This window comes from Ruegeria sp. E8 (assembly GCF_056533985.1).
Window position 1 is genome coordinate 1 of sequence record NZ_JBQFOY010000026.1, and the last position, 22,779, is coordinate 22,779.

Annotated in this window: 18 protein-coding genes and 1 tRNA gene; 16 read left to right on the top strand and 3 right to left on the bottom strand. The window is 58.4% G+C overall.

What is annotated here, in order from left to right:
- The 10 genes from ACR0LF_RS21520 to ACR0LF_RS21565 form a co-directional block, all read left to right on the top strand.
- Nucleotides 1–1,120 (top strand): COG4223 family protein (locus tag ACR0LF_RS21520; RefSeq protein ID WP_480583524.1); only part of this gene is annotated, 1,120 nt, incomplete at its 5' end.
- Between the two features lie 10 nt (nt 1,121–1,130).
- Nucleotides 1,131–2,624, top strand: coding sequence for a heme biosynthesis HemY N-terminal domain-containing protein (locus ACR0LF_RS21525; RefSeq protein ID WP_480583522.1), 1,494 nt, complete (start codon nt 1,131–1,133; stop codon nt 2,622–2,624).
- A gap of 85 nt (nt 2,625–2,709) precedes the next feature.
- The gene (locus tag ACR0LF_RS21530; RefSeq protein WP_480583520.1) at nt 2,710–3,804 is read left to right on the top strand and encodes an MHYT domain-containing protein; all 1,095 of its coding nucleotides are present in this window, start codon (nt 2,710–2,712) and stop codon (nt 3,802–3,804) included.
- Between the two features lie 139 nt (nt 3,805–3,943).
- Complete coding sequence (locus ACR0LF_RS21535; protein ID WP_480583517.1) at nt 3,944–4,777, top strand: FAD binding domain-containing protein; 834 nt, start codon at nt 3,944–3,946, stop codon at nt 4,775–4,777.
- A gap of 14 nt (nt 4,778–4,791) precedes the next feature.
- Nucleotides 4,792–5,286 carry a (2Fe-2S)-binding protein gene (locus ACR0LF_RS21540; RefSeq protein WP_480583514.1) on the top strand — a complete coding sequence of 165 codons (495 nt, stop codon included), beginning with the start codon at nt 4,792–4,794 and terminating at the stop codon, nt 5,284–5,286.
- Nucleotides 5,283–7,700, top strand: coding sequence for an aerobic carbon-monoxide dehydrogenase large subunit (locus tag ACR0LF_RS21545; RefSeq protein WP_480583511.1), 2,418 nt, complete (start codon nt 5,283–5,285; stop codon nt 7,698–7,700). Before ACR0LF_RS21540 ends, ACR0LF_RS21545 begins: the two co-directional genes overlap by 4 nt.
- Nucleotides 7,701–7,805: 105 nt before the next feature.
- Nucleotides 7,806–8,672: an AAA family ATPase gene (locus ACR0LF_RS21550; RefSeq protein ID WP_480583508.1), complete on the top strand. Its 867-nt coding sequence runs from the start codon at nt 7,806–7,808 to the stop codon at nt 8,670–8,672.
- Nucleotides 8,672–9,862 (top strand): vWA domain-containing protein, encoded by a 1,191-nt coding sequence (locus tag ACR0LF_RS21555; RefSeq protein WP_480583506.1) that lies wholly within the window; start codon nt 8,672–8,674, stop codon nt 9,860–9,862. Before ACR0LF_RS21550 ends, ACR0LF_RS21555 begins: the two co-directional genes overlap by 1 nt.
- Nucleotides 9,863–9,875: 13 nt before the next feature.
- On the top strand, nt 9,876–10,688 hold the full coding sequence (locus ACR0LF_RS21560; protein ID WP_480583503.1) for an XdhC family protein: 813 nt from the start codon (nt 9,876–9,878) through the stop codon (nt 10,686–10,688).
- 108 nt (nt 10,689–10,796) lie between these two features.
- Nucleotides 10,797–11,249 carry an SRPBCC family protein gene (locus tag ACR0LF_RS21565; RefSeq protein WP_480583501.1) on the top strand — a complete coding sequence of 151 codons (453 nt, stop codon included), beginning with the start codon at nt 10,797–10,799 and terminating at the stop codon, nt 11,247–11,249.
- Nucleotides 11,250–11,286: 37 nt separating this feature from the next.
- Here the strand turns inward: ACR0LF_RS21565 and ACR0LF_RS21570 are convergent, their stop codons facing one another.
- Both ACR0LF_RS21570 and ACR0LF_RS21575 read right to left on the bottom strand, forming a co-directional pair.
- Nucleotides 11,287–11,769, bottom strand: coding sequence for a hypothetical protein (locus ACR0LF_RS21570; RefSeq protein ID WP_480583498.1), 483 nt, complete (start codon nt 11,767–11,769; stop codon nt 11,287–11,289).
- A gap of 362 nt (nt 11,770–12,131) precedes the next feature.
- Nucleotides 12,132–12,218 (bottom strand) — tRNA-Leu (locus ACR0LF_RS21575).
- A gap of 201 nt (nt 12,219–12,419) precedes the next feature.
- Between ACR0LF_RS21575 and ACR0LF_RS21580 the strand changes: the two genes are divergently transcribed.
- Nucleotides 12,420–13,403, top strand: coding sequence for a complex I NDUFA9 subunit family protein (locus ACR0LF_RS21580; protein WP_480583494.1), 984 nt, complete (start codon nt 12,420–12,422; stop codon nt 13,401–13,403).
- On the opposite strand, the gene ACR0LF_RS21585 is transcribed toward ACR0LF_RS21580, so the two are convergent.
- On the bottom strand, nt 13,404–14,207 hold the full coding sequence (locus ACR0LF_RS21585) for an undecaprenyl-diphosphate phosphatase (RefSeq protein WP_480583491.1): 804 nt from the start codon (nt 14,205–14,207) through the stop codon (nt 13,404–13,406).
- 230 nt (nt 14,208–14,437) lie between these two features.
- Here ACR0LF_RS21585 and ACR0LF_RS21590 point away from each other — a divergent pair, with 230 nt between their 5' ends.
- The 5 genes from ACR0LF_RS21590 to mtgA all read left to right on the top strand — a co-directional run bounded on the left by ACR0LF_RS21590 (nt 14,438) and on the right by mtgA (nt 22,772).
- Entirely contained in the window at nt 14,438–15,871 is a 1,434-nt protein-coding gene (locus ACR0LF_RS21590) for an NAD(P)-dependent oxidoreductase (RefSeq protein WP_480583488.1), read from the top strand.
- A 27-nt stretch (nt 15,872–15,898) separates the two neighbouring features.
- Entirely contained in the window at nt 15,899–16,333 is a 435-nt protein-coding gene (locus tag ACR0LF_RS21595; protein ID WP_480583485.1) for a GFA family protein, read from the top strand.
- Nucleotides 16,330–20,862 carry a glutamate synthase large subunit gene (gene gltB / locus ACR0LF_RS21600; RefSeq protein WP_480583482.1) on the top strand — a complete coding sequence of 1,511 codons (4,533 nt, stop codon included), beginning with the start codon at nt 16,330–16,332 and terminating at the stop codon, nt 20,860–20,862. The genes ACR0LF_RS21595 and gltB overlap by 4 nt, the downstream gene beginning before the upstream one ends.
- Nucleotides 20,863–21,048: 186 nt before the next feature.
- Nucleotides 21,049–21,999: a Hint domain-containing protein gene (locus ACR0LF_RS21605; RefSeq protein ID WP_480583478.1), complete on the top strand. Its 951-nt coding sequence runs from the start codon at nt 21,049–21,051 to the stop codon at nt 21,997–21,999.
- Nucleotides 22,000–22,037: 38 nt separating this feature from the next.
- On the top strand, nt 22,038–22,772 hold the full coding sequence (gene mtgA, locus ACR0LF_RS21610; RefSeq protein WP_480583475.1) for a monofunctional biosynthetic peptidoglycan transglycosylase: 735 nt from the start codon (nt 22,038–22,040) through the stop codon (nt 22,770–22,772).
- Nucleotides 22,773–22,779: the final 7 nt, after the last annotated feature.

Consider the following 22,779-nt stretch of genomic DNA (forward strand, 5'->3'; position numbering starts at 1 on the left):
AGCCGAAGCCGAAGCCGAAGCCGAAGCCGAAGCCGAAGCCGAAGCCGAAGCCGAAGCCGAAGCCGAAGCCGAAGCCGAAGCCGAAGCCGAAATTCTATCGGAAGAGACCGCTCCGGTCGAAGAGAAGACTGTTGAGCGCGTGGTGGAAAAGCGCGGCGGTTTTGTGCCCGCTTTGCTGGGGGGCGCCATCGCGGCCGCAGCAGGGTTTGCACTGGGCAATGGTGGGTTGCTGCCGAGTGGCAGCGACAACTCAGAAGCACTGGCGGCGCTGGAATCGAAACTGGCGGATCAGTCAGACCAGATCGCCAAGCTGTCACAGGCGCTTACAAACAGTCCGGATGTTTCCAGTCTGACGGATCAGGTCAAAGCGCTATCGGACAAGTTGACCCCGGTCGAAGGCGACCTGAGCGCGGTGAAATCCTCGGTAGATACGCTGTCCGGCCAGGTTACGCCTTTGTCGGATCGGATCGCTGCGCTTGAAAAAGCCCCGATCGAATCCAATGCTTCGCCTGAGGCTACTGCCGCTTTTGAGGCCGAGCTGAAAAAGCTTCAGGATTCACTGGCGGCGCAACGTGCCGAGGTCGAAAAAATGGTCTCGGATGCTCAGGCGCTTGAGGCCAAGGCCTCGGCAGAAGCACGGGCCGCAACGAATGCCGCCATCCTGTCGCGCCTGCATGGGCAGTTGGATGCAGGCCAGCCCTATTCCGATTTGGTCGCTGAATTGAAGGCGGGCGGCGTCGATGTACCGGATGCCTTGTCGAACTCGGCCGAAAAAGGCGTGGAATCCTTGAATTCCTTGCGGTCCTCTTTTGATCCCGCTGCACGAACGGCACTGGCCGAGGCACGCGATGCCGACAAAGGCACTGGCCTGATCGCCTTCCTGCAACGCCAAACCGGCGCGCGCTCGGTCACGCCTCAAGAGGGCGATGGTCCGGATGCCGTTCTGTCGCGTGCGCAGGCGGCGCTGGCGGACGGGGACCTGTCCAAGGCGCTGAGCGAACTGAAATCACTTCCCGAAGCGGCGCAGACCGCGATGGCCGATTGGGAGCAGGCGGCCCAGACACGGGTCGCTGCAGTTGATGCGGCGAATACATTGGCTTCCAGCCTGAACTCGAACTGAAGGACCTGCCATGCTGTGGTCATTGTTTAAGATCCTCGTTTTTGTTGCGATTATCGGCCTGCTGGCGCTGGGCGGTCACTTTCTGATGCAAACCAGCGGCGGGGTTCAGATCACCGTCGCGGGCACCGAATTCACACTGGGGCCGCTTCAGTCAGTGATTGCGCTGGGCGTGCTGGTGTTTGCGGTTTGGCTGTTTTTCAAACTGCTCAGCCTGCTGGTCGCAACGTTGAAATTCCTCAATGGCGACGAAACGGCCCTGTCGCGCTATTTCGACCGCAATCGGGAGCAGCGCGGCTATCAGGCCCTGGCTGACGGCCTGATGGCGCTGGCATCCGGCGAAGGGCGTGTTGCGATGACCAAGGCCAGCAAGGCCGAGAAACTGCTGCATAAACCGGAACTGACCAACCTTCTGGTGGCACAGGCCGCCGAGATGACCGGGGATACCAAAAAGGCGTCGGACACCTACAAAAAACTGGTGACCAACAACGCAACCCGTTTTGTTGGCGTGCGCGGGATCATGAAGCAGAAGCTGGCTGAAGGTGATGATGAAACCGCACGCAAGCTGGCTGAGAAAGCGCTGGCACTCAAGCCGCGCCACGAAGAAACGCAGGATGTGTTGCTGAACCTGCAAACCAAGGCGCAGGATTGGGCCGGTGCGCGTTCGACCCTGACATCCAAGTTGAAGGCCGGGTATTTGCCGCGCGACGTTTTCAAACGGCGCGATGCGGTATTGGCGCTGTCCGAAGCCAAGGGAATTCTGGACGAAGACGCGACCGTCGAACAACAGGAACACGCGATCGAAGCCAATCGCCTTTCGCCCGATCTGGTACCTGCGGCTGCCATGGCCGCCCGTGCATACATCGCCAAAGGCAAACCCCGGCCGGCGACAAAGATCCTGAAAAAGGCATGGGAAGTGCAGCCCCACCCTGATCTGGCCCATGCCTTTGCCGAGATCGCGCCGGATGAATCCCCGGACCAGCGAATCAAACGCTTCACCGCGCTGACCCGCATTCATCCCGAGAACATGGAAACCCGCCTGATCCTGGCCGAGTTGAACATTGTGGCCGAAGATTTCCCCGAAGCCCGCCGTGCGCTGGGCGATGTGGTCGAAAAACAGGGTGATGCGCGCGCTTACACACTGATGGCTGCGATCGAACGGGGCGAGGGCGCTTCGGACGCTGTTGTCCAAGGCTGGCTGGCCAAAGCACTGAACGCACCGCGTGGTCCGCAATGGGTGTGCACCAACTGCCACGACATCCAGCCTGAATGGGGGCCGGTCTGTCAGAACTGCAGCAGCTTCGACACGCTCAGTTGGCAGACGCCGCAAACACCCGAGATCGCAAGCGCGACCGGTGTGCACATGCTGCCTCTGATCGTCGGTGCGCTTGAGGATCAATCCGAAGAGCCCGAGGTTGTGGAGCCTGCGGAAGATGACGATGTGGTCGAGGTGACCGCAGACGCCGTTGAGGTTGCGGACGAGGCAGAGGCTCAGAAGCAGGCCTGAACCCTGCAACAGCCAACTGTGAATTGTCGCAGCCAAATCCGTTTGCTAACGTCGCCCTCACGTCGGGGAGGGCGCTCAAACCCAAATGTTGGACTACTCGCATAACGCCTGGTTAGTGGCGGCATCGCTTGCCGTGGCGCTGATGGCCGGGTTCACGGGTCTGTACCTGACGCATGGCGCGTCAAAGCTGGACAGCCAGCGGCGCAAATTTGTGGTGGCTCTGGCCGCGGTCGTTCTGGGCGGTGGCATCTGGTCGATGCATTTTGTTGCGATGCTGGGCCTGCAACTGCCGATCCTGTTTTACTACGATGCTTTGATCACACTGATGTCGGCGCTGGTTGCGATCCTGATGGTCGGGCTGGCGCTGCTGCTGCTGCATTTCAGGCCCCGTTCCATACAAACGATGATTGGATCCGGAGTGATTGTGGGATTGGGTATTGTCGTGATGCACTATGTCGGCATGGCGGGAATGCAGCTATGCCGCCCTGTTTACAGTGTTTTCGATGTTATCCTGTCCACTTTGGCATCGGTGATATTGTCCGTGGCGGCCATTTGGGTCGCCTATGGCAACCGAACCCAGCGCAACATCCTGCTGGGCACGGTCTGTTTCGGGCTGGCTGTCTTCACTATGCATTTTGTCGCCACCGGCCTGACCGATTTCGTAGCCAGCGATAGCCCCGGCAGCGCGGGCCCTGCACTCGATAATCAGGTGCTGGCGATGGGGGTTACCGTATCCGTCTTCCTGATCTGTGGTGCATTTTTGCTGACTGGGATCACGTTCATCGAACCAAAACCCGAAGTCGCACCTGCTGCTGCCCCAGAGCCTTTGCCCGAGCCGACGCAGATGCGCGCTGGTGTTCCGTTTGAGCGTGAAGGCCAGACCTTTTTTGCAGATCCCGCCCACATTGCCGCCATTCGGGCCGAGGGGCATTACACCGTCCTGTACATGGACGCAGAGAAGCTGTTCTGCCCATGGTCGATTACTGACGCGGAAACGCGGCTGCTTCCCGAAGGCTTTTTAAGGGCGCATCGCAGCTATCTGGTGAACCCCAAACATGTCTCGAGTTTCGAGCGGCACAAGGACAATGGCACATGTTATTTTGATGGTGTCGATGCGCTGAGCAAGGTGCCGGTCAGCCGTTCCCGTCTGACGGACATTCGCGAAGCGCTGGGCCTCTGATCGCATCTCGTGCAGCTCATTCGCATTTCGTGAAACAAGCTGCGCGCCCCGTTTTCCTTAACTGGATCAGCTAATTCCACCGCTCTTTCCTTGCCTCAGGTCCCCCAAGGCAAACCGCTCGGACCCAGGGAGGAAAAACATGATACCAGCCGGTTTTGAGTATCACCGGCCAGGCGACATCGCCTCGGCCATCGGCATCTTGCAAGAACACGGAGATGAAGCGCGCGTGATCGCGGGCGGGCACAGCCTGATCCCGATGATGAAACTGCGCATGGCTGAGATGGGCCATCTGGTCGATCTGCAGGCGATTGATGAATTGAAAGGCATCGAAATCGGGACGGACACCGTCTCGCTGGGCGCGATGGTGACGCAGCACGAGTTGATCACGCATGATGGTCTGGCCTCAGCTATTCCATTGATCCGCGAGGCGGCTCTGCAGATCGCGGACCCGCAAGTGCGCTATGTTGGCACTGTTGGCGGGAACGTCGCCAATGGCGACCCGGGCAACGACATGCCGGGCCTGATGCAATGCCTGAACGCCACGTTTGAACTATCGGTTCCTGACGGGACCCGCAGTGTGGCGGCACGGGATTTCTATGAGGCCGCTTACTTTACTGCACGCGAGGATGAGGAAATCCTGACCCAGATTTCGATCCCCGTGCCGGGCGCGGGTGTTGGTCAGGCCTATGAAAAGCAGAAACGCAAGATCGGCGACTATGCCACCGCCGCCGCTGCGGTGATGGTTGGCAATGGACAGGCCTCGGTTGCGATGACCAACCTTGCGGACACGCCCATCTGGTCCGAAGACGCGAGCAACGCACTTGCGGGTGGGGATGTCGAGGGCTGCTTGGCCGCAATGCTCGACGCGATAGACCCGGTGGCCGACAACCGAGGTCCCGTCGAATTCAAGAAACACGTGGCCGCCGTGATGCTGCGCCGCGCCATCGACCGTGCACAAAGCCGCGCGGGCTGAGGGGAGGAACAACGATGTCAAAAATGCACGTCAAACTCACCGTGAACGGCAAACAGGTCGAAGGACTGGCCGAGCCGCGCACGCTGCTGATCCATTTCCTGCGGGAAGATCTGAAAATCACCGGCCCTCATATCGGGTGCGAAACCAGCCATTGCGGCGCTTGCACCGTCGACATCGATGGCAAGTCCGTCAAATCCTGCACCACCTTTGTGGCGCAGGTGAACGGGGCCGATATCACCACCGTCGAAGGGTTGACCAATGACGATGGCAGCCTTGGTGTTCTGCAGGAAATGTTCCGCGAACATCACGGGCTGCAATGCGGCTTCTGCACGCCGGGTATGATCACCCGCGCGCATCGCTTGTTGCAGGAGAACCCGAACCCGACCGAGGAAGAAATCCGCTTTGGTATGGCTGGCAACCTCTGCCGCTGTACCGGGTATCAGAACATCGTTAAGGCGATCTCGGCCTCTGCCGACATTCTCAATGGACAGAAGGAGGCTGCAGAATGAACGACCAGACTCTGACCCCCGAAGAACGCGCCGCCAATCTCAAAGGGATGGGCTGCGCCCGCAAACGAGTCGAGGATGTGCGCTTTACCCAAGGCAAGGGCAACTATGTCGATGACATCAAACTGGACGGGATGCTGTTCGGCGCTTTTGTCCGGTCGCCCTATGCACATGCTCGCGTCGTCAGCGTGAACAAGGACGCTGCGCTTGCCGTGCCCGGCGTGGTTGCTGTGTTGACGGCCGAGGATCTGGCGCCGCTGGGTCTGCATTGGATGCCGACGCTGGCCGGCGACAAGCAAATGGTGCTGGCGGACGGCAAGGTTCTGTTCCAGGGCCAGGAAGTCGCCTATGTCGTCGCTGAAAATCGGTACATCGCGGCGGATGCGGCCGAGCTGGTTGAGGTTGAGTACGAAGAACTTCCCGTGCTGACCGACCCGTTCGAGGCACTGAAGTCGGACGTTGTCCTGCGCGAAGACCTTGCGGGTCAGACCGAGGGCGCACACGGGCCGCGCAAGCATCACAACCACATCTTCACCTGGGAACAGGGCGACAAACAAGCGACCGAGGCCATTCTGGGTGAGGCCGATGTCGTGGCCGAAGAGATGGTCTATTACCACAGGACGCACCCTTGTCCGCTGGAAACCTGCGGCTGTGTTGCGTCCATGGACAAGGTCACCGGCAAGCTAACGCTATATGGCACCTTCCAGGCCCCGCACGCGATCCGCACTGTTGTGTCGCTGATCTCTGGTCTGGCCGAGCACAATATCCGCGTCATCAGCCCTGATATTGGCGGCGGCTTTGGCAACAAGGTCGGCGCCTATGCGGGCTATGTCTGCTCGGTTGTCGCTTCGATTGTAACCGGCCAGCCGGTGAAGTGGGTCGAGAACCGGATGGAAAACCTGATGTCCACCGCCTTTGCCCGCGACTACTGGATGCAGGGTAAGATTGCTGCCACGAAAGACGGGAAGATCACAGGGCTGTGGTGTCATACAACGGCGGACCATGGCGGGTTCGACGCCTGCGCCGACCCGACCAAGTTCCCGGCCGGTTTCATGAATATCTGCACTGGGTCCTATGACATCCCGACCGCCTATCTGGCCGTGGATGGTGTTTACACCAACAAGGCTCCGGGCGGTGTCGCCTATCGCTGTTCCTTCCGGGTGACCGAGGCCGCCTATTTCATTGAGCGGATGATTGAGGTTCTGGCGATCAAGCTGAACATTGACGCGGCAGAGCTGCGCCGGATCAACTTCATCCGCAAAGAACAGTTCCCGTATCAGTCTGCGTTGGGCTGGGAATACGACTCGGGCGATTACCACACTGCGTGGGACAAGGCGCTGAAGGCCGTGGACTATGAAGGTCTGCGGGCCGAGCAGGCTCAACGGATCGAAGATTTCAAGGCTGGCAAGACCCGCAAACTGCTGGGGATTGGCCTGACGCATTTCACCGAGATCGTTGGGGCCGGGCCGGTGAAGAACTGCGATATCCTCGGGCTGGGCATGTTCGACAGCTGCGAGATTCGCATCCACCCGACCGGTTCCGCCATCGCGCGGCTGGGGACGATCAGTCAGGGTCAGGGCCATGCCACGACCTTTGCCCAGATTATCGCCAGCGAGATCGGCCTACCCGCGGATGATATCACGTTGGAAGAGGGTGACACCGACACCGCGCCTTATGGGCTTGGCACCTATGGGTCTCGGTCGACACCGGTGGCGGGGGCGGCAACTGCCATGGCCGCGCGCAAAATCCGTGCCAAGGCGCAGATGATTGCCGCCTATCTGCTTGAGGTTCATGACGACGATGTCGAATGGGATGTCGACCGGTTTACCGTTAAAGGCACGCCCGAGCGGTTCAAGACCATGAAGGAAATCGCCTTTGCCGCTTACAACCAGGCCATTCCGGGTCTGGAGCCGGGTCTGGAGGCGGTCAGCTATTACGATCCGCCGAACATGACCTATCCGTTCGGGGCTTATATCTGCGTCATGGAAATTGACGTGGATACCGGCGAGTGGGAGGTTCGCAAGTTCTATGCGTTGGATGATTGCGGTACCCGGATCAACCCGATGATCATCGACGGGCAGGTCCATGGTGGCGTGACCGAGGCGCTGGCTATCGCGATGGGTCAGGAAATTGCCTATGATGAGATGGGCAATGTGAAGACTGGCACGTTGATGGATTTCTTCTTGCCGACTGCGTGGGAGACACCGAACTATATCACTGATTACACGGTGACGCCGTCTCCGCACCATCCGATCGGTGCGAAGGGTGTGGGCGAGAGCCCGAATGTTGGCGGTGTGCCCTGTTTCTCGAACGCGGTGCATGACGCGTTCCGGCCCTTTGGGTTGGTGCAGAGCCACATGCCGCATGATCATTGGCGAATCTGGAAGATCGCAAATGGGTTGGGGATGCACGGGTAATCGGTTTCGGACCGGCGATTGCCGGTCCGACCGAGCGGAGGGGGTTCTACCCCCTCCGAACCTCCCCCGGGATATTTTTGGCCAGATGAAGAATGGATCCTGGTTTTGACTTTGACTGACGTTCAGAACGGATTGGCTGCGCAGGGCTATGTTGCCGATGATCGGCTGGCGATGGCCCTGCATCTGGCACAGCAGTTGGGGCGGCCCCTGCTGTTGGAAGGGCCTGCAGGCGTCGGCAAAACCGAAGTTGCCAAGGCAATGGCGGCATGGCGGGAGGCGCGTTTGATCCGGCTTCAATGCTATGAAGGATTGGATGCCAGCCATGCCATTTATGAATGGAATTATCAGCGACAATTGTTGGCGATCCGTGCAAGTGAAGCGCAGGGTGGGGTTGATGAGGCCGACCTGTTTTCGGATGCTTATCTGTTAAAAAGGCCCTTGTTAGAGGCTATTACTGAGGAGAAGCCCCCGGTTCTTCTGATTGATGAGATCGACCGAGCGGATGAGGAGTTCGAAGCTTACCTTTTGGAAATCCTCTCGGATTTTCAGATCACGATACCAGAGCTGGGAACTGTGACGGCACAAGTAAGGCCGATCGTGATCCTGACAGCCAACGGGACGCGTGACCTATCGGATGCGTTACGCCGGCGGTGTTTGTACAGCTTCCTCGATTACCCGTCGAAGGAAACCGAGATGGCGATCTTGCGATCCCGGATGCCCGAAATTGAGGGGGTTCTGGCGCGACAGATCATTGGGGTTGTGCAAGCGCTGCGGAAAGAGGACCTTGAGAAAACACCTGGTATTGCGGAAATGCTGGATTGGGCAGCCGCTCTGTCTGGTTTGGGTGTCAATGACATGGCCAAATCACCGGAAGAGGTGCAGGCAACATTGGTTTGCCTGCTGAAGACCGCGGCTGATTATTATGCTGCCCCGCCAGAGGTGATGGATCGCTTGATCGGAAAGGTGGCGTGATGCTGGTCACGCGTTTTCCCTCACGTGCTTCAGGCATCGCGGATCGCATGGCGGGCTTTATCGCGCATTTACGCATGAATGGCCTGAGTGTTGGTCCTTTGGAAACCGGGGATGTGTTGGCTGCTTTGTCTGAGGTCGATGCGACGAACGCGCATCAGGCCCGCCAAGCGATGTGCGCCGTATTGACCGGAGATGCGGAGGATTGGCGCCGTTTTGATGAGTTGTTTGACGCATACTGGTTCAACGCGAGTAAGCAGCGCACAGGCACGGCCCAAAGCACGCATGTGCGGGTTCAATCCGCAAAGCCGATGATCTGGCAGTCCAAGGATCAGGCAGCGGATGAAACACGGTCCGATTCGACACAGGAAGCCACCACTCCTGACCGGAGCGATGGGGAAGCCGAAGGGAGGGACGGGAAGTTGATCTCGACCCGAACGGCCAACCTGTCGCGCCGGGACTTGCGTGAGTTGATGGATGAAGAGACTCTAAAACAGGCTGAAACGGCGGCTATTGTCTTGGCCCGATCTATACGGGATCGCCACTCGCGCCGTCGAAAAAAGGCGTTGCACGGACGCGATCTGGACATGCGCCGAATTCAGCGTGCCAGTTTGGCGCGTGGTGGTGAGCCGTTGGATTTGTATCGCCGTGCGCGCCCTCCGCGTCCAATGAGAATTGTAGCACTGTGTGACGTGAGCGGTTCGATGACCGTGTATTCGCGCGTGTTTCTGGCCTTTTTGAAAGGGTTGATCGGCAGCGGGACCGAGGCGGATGCCTACCTGTTTCACACGCGGCTGATGCGCGTTACCGATGCGCTGCGTGATCACGATACGCTGCGGGCGGCGGGACGCTTGTCTCTCATGGCTGAGGGATTTGGTGGGGGTACCGACATTTCCGGCAGTCTTGAGCGATTTCTGTCCGGTTACGGTTCCCGGGCATTGAATGGGCGGACTGTCGTTCTGATCCTGTCGGATGGGTATTGCAGTTCTGACCCGCAGGCGCTTGGAGAGGCACTGGCACGGATCAGGCGCAAGGCGCGCAGGATCGTTTGGCTGAATCCATTGAAGGGCTGGAAGGACTATCAGCCGATTGCTGCCGCAATGCAGGCGGCGGAACCCTATCTGGATGCTCATCTGCCCGCAAATACTCTTGATGCATTAGCGGCGTTGGAACCCGAATTCCGGAAGCTTTGAAAGGAGTCTAACATTGGCGAATTTCGACATCTTTGACACCATTGAACGGCTGCGCGGGACCGGAGAAGCCTTCTGCGTGGCAACAGTTCTGCGCACTGCCGATGCGACCTCGGCCAAGGCCGGAGGCAAAGCGGCGATCACGCGAGACGGGAAAATTCTGGGTCATCTCGGCGGGGCTTGTGTGCAGCGCGCTGTCCGCACCTCGGCGCAGCAGGCGTTGACCAGTGGAGAGCCGAAGATGATCCGTGTCAAACCTTCGGAAAAGGTGGTGAATATGACAGACCCGGATGGCGTGCAAACCTTCAAAAGCGGTTGCCCGTCCGGCGGCACTGTCGATCTGCTGGTCGAACCCTATCAACACGCGCCCCGGCTGGTGATCTTCGGCGAAGGGTTAATCGCCAAAGCCTTGGCGGCGCACGGGTTGCTGGCAGGGTTTCGTACCGTTGTTGAGGATGGCGTTGAAGCCGCCGGAGACCATACCCGGTTCGATCCGGATCAGGTCGAAGCGCTGGGAGTGGAGCCTCGGGATTTCGTAGTTGTGGCCGCGCAGGGGCGCAAGGACGCAGCAGCGCTGAAGGCTGCATTAGAAACCGAAGCCGCGCGTGTGTCGATGGTGGCAAGCCGTCGTAAGGCAGACACATTGACAGCGAAGCTGATTGCGCAAGGGATGGATCCCGTGAAGGTCGCGCGCCTGAAATCCCCAGCCGGGCTGAACATCCACGCCATTGACCCGCACGAGATTGCCCTGTCGATCCTGGCCGAGATCGTGATGTGGCGGAACAGCGATAAATCGACAGAGGTCACTCATGATGAAAAACTTGCTTGAACGCCTGCGCCGCAAGTGGCCTGCGCGCCCGAAACAAGACACCAAAGAAGCCACGGAAGAGGCGCTGCGTGTTTTCCCAAGATGTTGTTGAACAAAGGAAAGACCTGAATGGAACTGACTGACGAAATTCGTATCTCTGCGCCTCGCGACGTGGTTTATCGCGCGCTGAACGATCCCGAGGTTCTGAAAAACTGTATCCCCGGGTGCGAAGAACTGACACAGAATTCACCGACCGATCTTGAGGCTAAGGTGGTTCTGAAAATCGGCCCGGTCAAAGCCCGTTTTGCGGGGGAAGTCACGTTGGATACGGCGAATGCTCCGGACGGGTTCACGTTGACCGGCGAAGGCAAGGGCGGGGCAGCAGGCTTTGCCAAAGGCGGGGCCGAGGTTACGCTGACAGAAGACGGGGATGAGACGGTGCTGACTTATACAGCCAGGGTCGACATTGGCGGTAAGATCGCACAGTTAGGTAGCCGGTTGATCGCAGGGACCGCCAAGAAGCTTTCAGGTAAATTCTTTACCAGTTTTGGTGAGATCGTTTCCGAACAATCGGCGTCCTGAAACTCAGCAGTGTTGGTTTCTCGAAGGGTGGCTCTGCTCAGGCAGCACTTGCCACTATGGTCTGCACAACCATTTCGCGGCTCCACAACCCCATAGATCGGTGCTGACGATTGCCCAGCTTCGGGTCATGGAGATCAAAAGTCTCTTCATCTGATGTTTCGTGAACATAGTACAACGGCATCGGGAAATTGAACGGTTCGATCATGGGGTTGAACAGTTGAAACCCGCCGTTTTTATTGAGGTCCTGATTGTGTCGCACGTGATCGATCGAAAAAAGTAGATAGGGAATATCTGCCTCGATGAAGTTTCGGAAGAAGGCCCATTTTGCTTCGTGTTTCAGATGAAACAAACACTCGCGGCACATCATAAGGTCGGCTTTGGGCAGCGGGTCTGAGCATATATCCAGTTCGGAAAACGACACGCTGTCTGAAGAAAACTCTTCGCCAACAGCGCTTGCGATTGAGCTTGAGATATCCGCTCCGTGATAGGATTCAAGCGCCGACCGGTCCACGGCCTGCATCCACGTCCAGTCACCGCAGGGGGCGTCAAGAAATCTTCGGATTGCAAATTTCTCGAAAATTACGGGTAAAGACTCGCGAAGCCGCGCCGTGGCAGCCAAAGTCGATCCGGGACCTGACCGAGGCGCTCTTCCCCGTTTGCCCGACCAGTCATGGTTTTCAAAAGCCGCTTTCAGGTCTTTCGCATTAGATTTGCCTTGTTCAACAAAGTGCAAACTAAACTCTGATGTCAGTGATCACCAGTTAGATTTGACCGTTCGGGGCATTACCCGCCGGTTTTGTCATTTCTGATCGCAAAAGACGGTTTTCGACACAAACATCTTTATCTAAACACTTGAAATTGCACGTACTTTGTAAGGGGATATGGTGCCCAGGAGAGGACTCGAACCTCCACGTCCATACGGACACTAGCACCTGAAGCTAGCGCGTCTACCAATTCCGCCACCTGGGCAGGTGTCGTGGAGGGGCGTTTAAGCCTAGTGGCGGGGGGCGTCAACCGGATTCGGTGAGATTTTTGAAAGTTTTTTGAATTTGGTTTTGGACCATCTTTTGAGGTTGGTGTCTTTCACTGCCGTCGCGGCGAATTAGCGCCTTGTTTGACTGGTCTGCGGGCGTTAGTTCTAGGGCGCAATTTCTCAGCAGGAGCCCTCTCATGTCGAAACTTGTGACGATTTATGGCGGATCGGGATTTGTCGGTCGCTACATCGCGCGGCGCATGGCAAGTGAGGGGTGGCGTGTTCAGGTGGCGGTGCGTCGTCCGAATGAGGCCATGTTCGTGAAACCTTACGGTGCAGTCGGTCAGGTGGAACCGGTGCTGTGCAATATCCGTGACGATGCTTCGGTCGCGCTGGCGATGCAGAGCGCCGATGTGGTGGTGAACTGCGTCGGCGTGCTGAATGCGCTGGGAAAGAACGGCTTTGATACCGTGCAGGCCGAAGGGGCTGAGCGGGTTGCTCGTTTGGCCGCGCAGCAGGGCATAGAGCGGATGGTGCATATCTCGGCCATCGGTGCGGATTTGGACGCAGACAGCGAATATTCCCAGACCAAGGCGCAGGGCGAAGCGGGCGTGCTGAAACATATGCCAAATGCGGTGATCCTGCGCCCGTCGGTGATCTTTGGCACCGAAGATCAGTTCTTCAACCGTTTTGCGGGAATGACCCGTATGGGACCTTTCCTGCCTTTGGTTGGCGCGGAAACCAAGTTCCAGCCAGTTTTTGTGGACGATGTTGCTCAGGCTGCTGTCAAAGGCATTCTGGGGCAAGCCGAACCGGGCGTCTATGAGCTTGGCGGACCCGAAGTGAAGACCTTCCGCGCCCTGATGCAGCAGATGCTTGAGGTGATTCACCGTCGCCGCATCATCATCGGCATGCCGTTTTTCGCGGCCCGGATTATGGCAGGTGTTCTGGATATTGCGAAGTTTGTCAGTTTCCAGCTGTTCCCGAACAACATTCTGACCCGCGATCAGCTCAAGAACCTGCGCCATGACAACGTGGTGTCTGACGGTGCCAAATCCTTTGCAGATCTTGGGATCGAACCGACCACGTTGGAATCGGTGCTGCCGGAATATTTGTGGAAATTCCGCCCTTCGGGTCAGTACGATGACATTCAGAACTCGGCCAAGAACCTGCAGATCTGATCAGCTGTAGGCCATGAACAGCAGGATCGCGCCAAGAATGACGCGGTAGACGACGTAGGGTGTGAAGCTGACACTGCGCAGCAGCCGCATCATCAGGCTGAGCGCCAGCAGCGCCGAGACAAAAGCAAACACCGCCGCAATAGCCCCGTCCCGGGCCAGTTGCGCATCGGCGTCGCGTATCACATCCATCGCCAGCAAGGTTCCTGACGCCAGAATTGTCGGGATCGACATCAGCATGGCGATCCGCGCACCAACTTCTCGGGTATAGCCCAATTGGCGCGCGCCAGTGATGGTGATCCCGGATCGCGATGTGCCGGGGATCAGCGCAAGGACCTGCCATAGCCCCATGATGAATGCGTCGCGCAATCCCCAATCGGTGGCGTCTTTGGTTTCGGGGCTTTTCTGGTCCATCCAATACAGCAACAGACCGAAGCCCAGCATTGTCCAGCCGATTACAGTGATCGAGCGCATGGCCTCGCTGAATCCGGTCACGTGCAGAATCAAGCCCGCGATCACAGTCGGGATTGTTGCAACGATCAGGCCCAGAGCCAGACGGGCTTGCGGTGTGTCCGTCCGTCCCGTCAACGCGCGCGGCAACCCGGCAAGGGCCTGCTTCACATCCGACCAGAAATACAGAACCACGGCACCAAGAGTTCCAACATGCACCGCGACGTCTATGGCCTGACCCTGATCCTGAAGGCCGGTCAGGTTCGGCAAAAGGATCAGATGACCCGATGAAGATATGGGCAAAAACTCAGTGATTCCCTGAATGATTGCTACGAGAATCAGGTGGAAAAGACTCATCTGCCCTGCCGTGCTGCCGCCACGTTTTTGTTGTGGTTTATGGGTATAAGGGTGGAGGAAAAAAGGAAAGCACACATATAAGTCCGAATCGGAACTAAAAATGAAAGAAAATTCCCTTCTTTCTCAATGCCGCGAGACATTTTCTTAAATTAGGTCAGTATATTTTACTTTTCATCCGAATGTTCATCCCTTAAAGAAGCCGGACCAAGCCAATTCATGGAGTCTGACCCGTGGCCAAGCAACCGATGCTGAAATTTGTGCAGATCGACCGTGTCATGCCGGAAAAGCGTGCAGCCGATGTGCGCAAAGAAGACTTTGACGAAATCTACGCTGAATTCGCGTCGGCCAAGGCAGAAGAGCAGGCCAGCCGTTGCAGCCAATGTGGTGTGCCTTACTGCCAGTCGCATTGCCCGCTGCACAACAATATCCCCGACTGGTTGCGCCTGACCGCCACGGGGCGTCTTGAAGAGGCTTATGCGACCAGCCAGGCCACCAACACCTTTCCTGAGATCTGTGGCCGCATCTGCCCGCAGGACCGCCTGTGCGAAGGCAACTGTGTGATCGAACAGTCGGGCCACGGTACTGTCACCATCGGTACGATTGAGAAATACATCACCGACACCGCTTGGGACAAAGGCTGGGTGAAGCCGGTTGCTCCAGCATCTGAGCGCAGCGAAAGCGTTGGCATCATTGGTGGTGGCCCCGGTGGTCTGGCCGCAGCGGACATGCTGCGCCGCGCCGGTATTCAGGTAACTGTCTATGACCGCTATGACCGCGCCGGTGGCCTACTGATGTACGGCATCCCCGGTTTCAAGCTGGAAAAGGACATCGTTCAGCGCCGCAATGACCTGTTGGCCGATGGCGGAGTCGAGTTCGTGCTGAACTGCGACGTGGATGCAGCCAAATTCGAAGAGATTCGCGCCAAACATGACGCGGTGATCATTGCGACCGGTGTCTATAAGTCCCGCGATCTTTCGATGCCCGGTAGCGGTCTGAATGGCATTGAAAAAGCCATCGACTTCCTGACAGCCTCGAACCGCAAAAGTTTTGGCGACGACGTTGAGGATTTTGACAATGGCCGCCTGAATGCCGAAGGCAAGAAGGTTGTCGTGATTGGTGGCGGTGATACCGCAATGGACTGCGTGCGCACCTCGATCCGTCAGGGCGCGACTTCGGTCAAATGTCTTTACCGTCGCGACCGGGCCAACATGCCGGGCTCGCAGCGCGAAACGCAAAACGCCGAGGAAGAAGGCGTTGTGTTCGAATGGCTTAGCGCGCCCAAAGGGTTCACCGGCGATGACACGGTCTCCGGCGTTATGGTGCAGAAGATGCGTCTGGGCCAGCCCGATGCCTCCGGCCGCCAGGCCCCTGAAGTGATCGAAGGCGCGGATTATGTTGAAGACGCTGATCTGGTGATTAAGGCGCTGGGATTTGAGCCCGAAGACCTGCCGACCCTCTTCGGTCAGCCCGACCTGCCCGTGACCCGTTGGGGAACCGTTAAGGCGGCGTTCCAGACCGGCGAAACCGAAATGGACGGTGTTTATGCCATCGGTGACATCGTGCGCGGTGCCTCTCTGGTGGTGTGGGCGATCCGCGACGGTCGCGACTGCGCCGATGCCATTATCGACCGCTTCAACGCCAAGGCTGCGGTCGCAGCCGAATAACCCAACGCCCAGCGACAGGAGGGTTCAATGCCCGATTTGCAAGGCCAATGCATGTGCGGTGCGGTAACCGTGACCGCCACCCCGGCGAAAGATGCGCTTGGTGCGTGCCATTGCGACCAATGTCGTCGCTGGACCAGTTCGATGCTGGTGACCTTCCCGGCCGAAGAAGGGTACGCGGCATTGGGGCCGGTCAAAACCTATACCTCGTCCGACTGGGCCGAACGTGCCTTTTGCGCCGACTGTGGCTCGGCGCTTTGGTACCGGATCACTCTGCCGGGCGAGATGCACGGACAGACCCAAATCGCAGCAGGCCTGTTTGAAGACACAGGCCATGCGCTGAAACTGGAACTTTATATCGACAAAAAGCCCGAAGGGTATGCGTTCGCAGGCGAACGCAAGCAGATGACCAAAGCCGAGGTCGAAGCCATGTATGCCCAGCCGGAAGAAGGAGACAGCCAATGACCAAATATGATGCCGATTGGGTGCGGGCCGAGGAAACCAAGCGCAAATGGATGGCGGAAAACGGTCTCTATTCCGAGGAAGAAGAGCATTCTTCCTGTGGTGTAGGCCTGGTTGTTTCGGTCGATGGCAAAGCATCGCGCAAGGTGGTCGATGCAGGTATCGATGCGCTCAAGGCGATCTGGCACCGTGGCGCGGTGGACGCCGATGGCAAGACCGGCGATGGCGCGGGTATTCACGTGCAGATTCCGGTGCAGTTTTTTTACGATCAGATCCGCCGCACCGGCCATGAGCCCAATCTGGACCAGCTGATTGCCGTCGGTCAGGTCTTTCTGCCGCGCACCGATTTCGGCGCGCAGGAACAGTGCCGGACCATCGTGGAAACCGAAGTTCTGCGCATGGGCTATTACATCTATGGCTGGCGTCACGTGCCGGTGGACGTGACCTGTCTGGGCGAAAAGGCCAACGCCACACGGCCCGAGATTGAACAGATCCTGATCTCGAACTCCAAAGGCGTGGATGAGGAAACCTTTGAACGCGAGCTCTATGTTATTCGGCGCCGCATCGAAAAGGCGGCCTTGGCTGCAGGAATTTCAGGCTTGTATCTGGCGTCGCTGTCCTGCCGCTCGATCATCTACAAGGGCATGATGCTGGCCGAACAGGTTGCGGTCTTCTACCCCGATCTGATGGATGAGCGGTTCGAATCCGCCTTTGCGATCTATCACCAGCGCTATTCCACCAACACCTTCCCGCAATGGTGGCTGGCGCAGCCGTTCCGCATGCTGGCTCATAACGGCGAGATCAATACGCTGAAGGGCAACGTCAACTGGATGAAAAGCCATGAGATCCGCATGGCGAGCGGCACTTTTGGCGATTATGCTGATGACATCAAGCCGATCATCGCAGGCGGATCGTCGGATTCGGCCGCATTAGACTCGGTTTTTGAGGTCTTGGTGCGTGCAGGCCGGTCGGCCCCGATGGCGAAAACCATGCTGGTGCCGGAAAGCTGGTCCAAGCAGGCTGTGGAACTGCCGCAAGCGTGGCGCGACATGTATTCCTACTGCAACTCGGTGATGGAGCCATGGGACGGCCCCGCCGCGCTGGCCATGACTGACGGTCGCTGGGTCTGTGCCGGTCTGGACCGAAACGGTCTGCGCCCGATGCGCTATGTGGTGACGGGCGACGGCCTGGTCATCGCCGGCTCCGAGGCCGGAATGGTGCCGATTGATGAGGCCACCGTGACCGAAAAAGGCGCGCTGGGCCCGGGCCAGATGCTGGCCGTTGATATGAAGAAGGGCAAGCTGTTCCGCGACAAGCAGATCAAGGACAAGCTGGCGCGTGCGTTGCCCTTTGGTGATTGGGTCGGCAAGATCAACGATCTGGACGAGGCGCTGGCCGGAGTGACCGAAACGCCGATGTTCTCTGGCGAGGATCTGCGCAAGCGTCAGATCGCGGCTGGATATTCGGTTGAGGAACTGGAACAGATTCTGGCACCCATGGCCGAAGACGGCAAAGAGGCGCTGGCCTCGATGGGCGATGATACTCCCTCGGCGGTTCTGTCGAAACAGTATCGTCCGCTCAGCCATTTCTTCCGGCAGAACTTCAGTCAGGTGACGAACCCGCCCATCGACTCTTTGCGCGAGTATCGCGTGATGTCGCTGAAAACCCGGTTCGGCAACCTCAAGAACGTGCTGGACGAAGACAGCAGCCAGACTGAGATCATCGTTCTGGAAAGCCCCTTTGTCGGCAATGCCCAGTGGAAGGTTTTGGTTGAGAATTTCAACGCTCCGCTGGCCGAGATCGACTGTAGTTTCGAGCCGGGCGCTGGCAATCTGGACGCCGCACTGCTCCGTATTCGGGCCGAGGCCGAAGAAGCCGTGCGCTCGGGTGCCGGGCATCTGGTGCTGACGGATCAGCGCTCCGGGCCGGACAAGGTGGCGATGCCGATGATTCTGGCCACCAGCGCCGTTCACAGCCATCTGACCCGTCAGGGCCTGCGGACCTTCTGTTCGCTTAATGTGCGTTCGGCGGAATGTATCGACCCGCATTACTTTGCGGTGCTGATTGGTTGTGGCGCGACGGTGGTGAACGCCTATCTTGCCGAAGATTCGCTGGCCGACCGGATCGACCGCGGCCTGCTGGATGGCACGCTGACCGAGAACGTGGCCCGCTATCGCGAGGCGATCGATCAGGGCCTTCTTAAGATCATGGCCAAGATGGGTATTTCGGTGGTGTCCTCCTATCGCGGTGGCCTGAATTTCGAGGCGGTCGGCCTCAGCCGTGCCATGGTGGCCGAGTACTTCCCCGGCATGACCAGCCGCATCTCGGGCATCGGTATCCACGGCATCCGCGTCAAGACCGAGGAGATTCACGCCAAAGGCTGGACCAGCGGTCTGGACGTGCTGCCCATCGGTGGTTTCTACAAGGCGCGCAAGTCGGGTGAGACTCACGCGTGGGAAGCGACCTCGATGCATATGATGCAGATGGCCTGTAACAGAGCCTCATATGAGCTGTGGAAGCAGTATTCGGCCAAGATGCAATCGAACCCGCCGATCCATCTGCGCGACCTGATGGATTTCAAACCGATGGGCAAACCGGTGCCGATTGAAGAGGTGGAATCGATCACTTCGATCCGCAAGCGGTTCGTGACGCCGGGCATGTCTCTGGGCGCACTCAGCCCTGAGGCACACAAGACGCTGAACGTGGCGATGAACCGGATCGGCGCCAAGTCCGACTCAGGCGAAGGTGGTGAAGACCCGGCGCATTTCGTGCCGGAACCGAATGGCGACAACCCGTCGGCCAAGATCAAACAGGTGGCCTCGGGCCGGTTTGGCGTGACTGCCGAATACCTAAACCAGTGCGAAGAGCTTGAGATCAAGGTCGCCCAAGGTGCGAAACCCGGTGAGGGTGGTCAGCTGCCGGGCATGAAGGTGACTGACCTGATCGCACGTCTGCGGCACTCGACCAAGGGCGTGACGCTGATTTCACCGCCGCCGCACCACGACATCTATTCGATCGAGGATCTGGCGCAGCTGATCTATGACCTGAAACAGATCAACCCACGCTGCAAAGTGACGGTGAAACTGGTGGCGTCTTCGGGCGTTGGCACGATTGCCGCTGGTGTGGCCAAGGCCAAGGCGGATGTGATCCTGATCTCGGGCCACAATGGCGGTACGGGTGCTTCACCTGCGACCAGCATCAAATATGCAGGTCTGCCGTGGGAAATGGGCCTGACCGAGGCGCATCAGGTTCTGGCTATGAACAACCTGCGCGACCGCATCACGCTGCGGACCGATGGAGGCCTGCGCACGGGCCGCGACATCGTCATGGCGGCGATGATGGGGGCCGAGGAATACGGTATCGGAACCGCCGCCCTGATTGCGATGGGCTGTATCATGGTGCGTCAGTGTCAGTCGAACACCTGCCCGGTCGGCGTGTGTACGCAGGATGAATCCCTGCGTGCCAAATTCACCGGCAACGCGGACAAGGTCGTCAACCTGATCACCTTCTACGCGCAGGAAGTGCGTGAATTGCTGGCCAGCCTCGGCGCGCGTTCGATTGACGAGATCATTGGCCGGGCCGATCTGCTGGCGCAGGTCAGCCGTGGTTCGGCGCATCTGGACGATCTGGACCTGAACCCGCTGCTGATCACCGTCGATGGTGCGCATGACATCGTCTATAACCGGGATAAGGACCGCAACGCGGTGCCGGATACGCTGGATGCCGAGATCGTCCAGGATGCGGCCCGGTTCCTGAAGGACGGCGAGAAGATGCAACTGTCTTACGCGATCCAGAACACGCACCGGACGGTGGGCACTCGTGTCTCCAGCCATATCGTGCAGAATTTCGGCATGCGGAACACGTTCCAACCCGACCATCTGCATGTGAAGCTGCAAGGTTCGGCCGGTCAGTCGCTGGGCGCGTTTGCCGCCCCGGGTCTGAAGCTGGAGGTTTCGGGCGATGCTAACGACTATGTCGGCAAGGGCTTGTCCGGTGGCATGATCGTCGTACGCCCACCGCAGGTCAGCCCGCTGAAGGCGGATGACAACACCATCATCGGCAACACCGTACTGTACGGGGCCACCGATGGTCAGCTGTATGCGGCCGGTCGCGCGGGTGAGCGGTTCGCGGTGCGGAACTCGGGCGCGAGGGTTGTGGTCGAAGGCTGCGGGTCGAACGGTTGTGAATACATGACCGGCGGTGTCGCGGTCATTCTGGGCAGCATCGGCGCGAACTTTGGCGCGGGGATGACGGGCGGCATGGCCTATTTGTACGACCCCGAAGGCAAGGCCGAACAGTTGATGAACCTGGAGACGCTGGTGACCTGCCCGGTGACGGTTGATCATTGGGAAGAGCAGCTGAAGTCGCTGATCGAAACCCATCAATCCGAAACCTTCAGCCGTAAGGCCGCGGACATTCTGCAGCATTGGGAGGTCGAAAAAGCCAACTTCCTGCAGGTCTGCCCCAAAGAGATGCTGAATAAGCTCAGCCACCCGCTGAGCGAGGAAGCGACTGCTGTTCCGGCGGAGTAATCGGGAAAGCTGCACCTGATCGAAAAACCCGCGTGTCATCGTGAACACGCGGGTTTTATCGATTTTCACGCAATGTGATCCAATTTCTTGCGTTTTTGCTCCGATCGCGCCTAGCTATGGCCACAGTTTCTTCGGGATTTGCTTCCAAACTGGAACGCGACCATACGAGATTGCAGGAGCAGTCGAATGCCAACGACGTATACAGACCAGTTTTTTGAGTTAGACCCGGCCGACCCAGGCCGCAACGGTACGGTTTTTGGTTCGAACCTGACGGTTCAGAGCCTCAACCTCGTGGATCAGAATGACAATGGCCTGATCAATCGGTTGAACAACGATTCGCTTGATGGGTCTGATATCACGTCGTCTTTTTTCAACGACATGGTAACCATCCAACTGAGCGACGGATCCCAAGTCACATATACTGGTGTAACCTTCTACCTCGCGGATGGCCGCAGGCTCTTTACACCGACAGATGATCAGGTCCTGCAAAACGGGACATTCGTCAGTTCCTCCTTCACGGACACAAGCGATACCGGCGGCTCGTTCGGCTCAGTCGATGTTGCTGGTGGAGACCTCGGCCCGCCATGTTTCACCCCCGGAACGATGATCGAAACGCCGGATGGTCCCAGACGGATCGAGGATCTCAATGTAGGTGATATGGTTGAAACCGCCGACAACGGCGCCCAGCCCGTGCTTTGGATTGGTTCAACGACCGTCGCCGCCGAAGGCAAACATGCCCCTGTCCGGTTCGAGGCGGAAGTGCTGGGCCTGAAACAGCCTCTGATGGTTTCACCTCAGCACAGGATGCTGATCGATGATTGGCGCGCGCCTTACCTTTTCGGACATGCCGAGGTTTTGATTGCTGCACATTGTCTCGTCAATGGTGATACCGTGACGCGCGTTGAAGGCGGTGAAGTAGACTATATCCATCTGCTGTTTGCACAGCATGAGATTATTTTTGCGAATGGGGCAAAGAGCGAGAGTTACTATCCCGGCCACGCTGTTTCACGGTCAGAACGTGAAACACAGGCTGAAATTCTGTCTCTTTTTCCCGAGTTACGCGAGCGTGACGCGCATGATCAGAAAACGGTGCGTCCGGTTATTCGCCCCAGGGACGCCAGGCTGATCGCGATTTAGCCCTTTTCCATCGCGGGCCTGGCGGCGTATAGCAAGGCATGGCGAAGAAAGCAGCCCGCAAATCAGGCGGTCGGAAAAACAAGGCGGCAAAAAAGAAAACACCAGTTGGGCGGCAGGTTCGCCGTTGGGTGACGCGCGTGGCTTTGGTGGCTGCGGCATTCGCCGTAGCGTTGATCTTGCTTTTTTCGGTCGTGAATCCACCCGTGACCCATACGATCTGGTCAGAATGGCGGCGGCTGGGAAAGGTGGACCGCGAATGGGTGCCGATCGAGGACATGGCCCCGATCATGGCCCGTTCGGTTGTCGCGGCAGAGGATGCGAATTTCTGCCTGCATTGGGGGTTCGATGTCGAAGCCATCCGCGATGCGATTGAGGATGGCGGCAATCGGGGTGCCTCGACCATCACCCAACAGGTGGTTAAGAACGTGTTCCTTTGGCAGGGGCGCAGCTGGGTGCGCAAGGCACTGGAAACCTCGATCACGCCTGTGGTTGAGATTTTCTGGAGCAAACAGCGTATTCTCGAAGTGTACCTGAACGTTGCGGAAACCGGGAACGGCGTGTTTGGGGTCGAAGCGGCAGCGCAACGCTATTTCAACACCAACGCGTCCAAGCTGACTTCGGTTCAAGCGGCGCGGATCGCTGCCATTCTGCCGTCGCCGCGCAATCGGTCTGTCACGGATCCGACCTCGCGCACCCGCAGACGGGCAGCTTCCATTCTGGACGGGGCGGCCACCATCCGCGCAGATGGTCGCGCAGATTGTTTCGAGGATTGAAACCCGC

Excerpts from the sequence above, each read along its gene's own strand:
- ACR0LF_RS21525 (WP_480583522.1), top strand. The coding sequence starts at position 1,131 with ATGCTGTGGTCATTGTTTAAGATCCTCGTTTTTGTTGCGATTATCGGC.
- ACR0LF_RS21530 (WP_480583520.1), top strand. The coding sequence starts at position 2,710 with ATGTTGGACTACTCGCATAACGCCTGGTTAGTGGCGGCATCGCTTGCC.
- ACR0LF_RS21535 (WP_480583517.1), top strand. The coding sequence starts at position 3,944 with ATGATACCAGCCGGTTTTGAGTATCACCGGCCAGGCGACATCGCCTCG.
- ACR0LF_RS21540 (WP_480583514.1), top strand. The coding sequence starts at position 4,792 with ATGTCAAAAATGCACGTCAAACTCACCGTGAACGGCAAACAGGTCGAA.
- ACR0LF_RS21545 (WP_480583511.1), top strand. The coding sequence starts at position 5,283 with ATGAACGACCAGACTCTGACCCCCGAAGAACGCGCCGCCAATCTCAAA.
- ACR0LF_RS21555 (WP_480583506.1), top strand. The coding sequence starts at position 8,672 with ATGCTGGTCACGCGTTTTCCCTCACGTGCTTCAGGCATCGCGGATCGC.
- ACR0LF_RS21565 (WP_480583501.1), top strand. The coding sequence starts at position 10,797 with ATGGAACTGACTGACGAAATTCGTATCTCTGCGCCTCGCGACGTGGTT.
- ACR0LF_RS21570 (WP_480583498.1), bottom strand. The coding sequence starts at position 11,769 with ATGCAGGCCGTGGACCGGTCGGCGCTTGAATCCTATCACGGAGCGGAT.
- ACR0LF_RS21580 (WP_480583494.1), top strand. The coding sequence starts at position 12,420 with ATGTCGAAACTTGTGACGATTTATGGCGGATCGGGATTTGTCGGTCGC.
- ACR0LF_RS21585 (WP_480583491.1), bottom strand. The coding sequence starts at position 14,207 with ATGAGTCTTTTCCACCTGATTCTCGTAGCAATCATTCAGGGAATCACT.
- ACR0LF_RS21595 (WP_480583485.1), top strand. The coding sequence starts at position 15,899 with ATGCCCGATTTGCAAGGCCAATGCATGTGCGGTGCGGTAACCGTGACC.
- gltB (WP_480583482.1), top strand. The coding sequence starts at position 16,330 with ATGACCAAATATGATGCCGATTGGGTGCGGGCCGAGGAAACCAAGCGC.
- ACR0LF_RS21605 (WP_480583478.1), top strand. The coding sequence starts at position 21,049 with ATGCCAACGACGTATACAGACCAGTTTTTTGAGTTAGACCCGGCCGAC.
- mtgA (WP_480583475.1), top strand. The coding sequence starts at position 22,038 with ATGGCGAAGAAAGCAGCCCGCAAATCAGGCGGTCGGAAAAACAAGGCG.